The 575-nt window shown below is 58.8% G+C and carries 1 protein-coding gene; it reads left to right on the top strand.

Going from position 1 to position 575, the window contains the following annotated elements:
- Positions 1-522, top strand: a 522-nt coding sequence (istB, locus tag NKH78_RS32540; RefSeq protein ID WP_352885262.1) for an IS21-like element helper ATPase IstB, incomplete at its 5' end; no start/stop codon positions are given.
- Between the last annotated feature and the right edge of the window lie 53 nt (positions 523-575).

Raw genomic sequence — 575 nt, 5'->3', positions numbered from 1 at the left:
GCGACCTGCCGCTGGATCGCCCACGGCGACACAGTCCTGTTCCTTGGCCCTCCGGGCACGGGCAAGACCCATCTTGCAGTGAGCCTTGGCCGCGAGGCAATCCGCCAGAATTACAACGTGCAGTTCGTCACGGCAGCCACGTTGGTGGCGATGTTGGCCAAGGCCCACAGCGACGGCTCGCTCGACAAGCAGTTGACGATCCTGTCACGGCCGAAATTGCTGATCATCGACGAGCTCGGATATCTTCCCTTCGAGGCCAATGCCGCCCACCTCTTCTTCCAACTGGTGTCCCGCCGCTACGAGAAGGGATCGATCCTGATTACCTCTAACCGTTCGGTGGGTGAATGGGGGAGCGTTTTTGGAGATCCCGTGGTGGCCACGGCAATCTTGGATCGCCTGCTTCACCATTCAACTGTGATCACCATCAGGGGGGACAGCTACAGGCTGCGCGAAAAGCGACGGTCCGGCCTTCTGCAGAAGGTCGGCTCGGTGCCCGAAACAAACGAAACAGCAAACCAATGAAGGGGTCAGTTCTTCAGTTCGCCAAAGGGGTCAATTCCTGGATTCGTTTGACA

The organism is Mesorhizobium sp. M0910 (genome assembly GCF_040319465.1).
In the GTDB taxonomy this organism is placed as follows: domain Bacteria; phylum Pseudomonadota; class Alphaproteobacteria; order Rhizobiales; family Rhizobiaceae; genus Mesorhizobium.
Note: the sequence above shows the minus strand (reverse complement) of the source record. Positions and strands in the feature narration are given on the sequence as shown.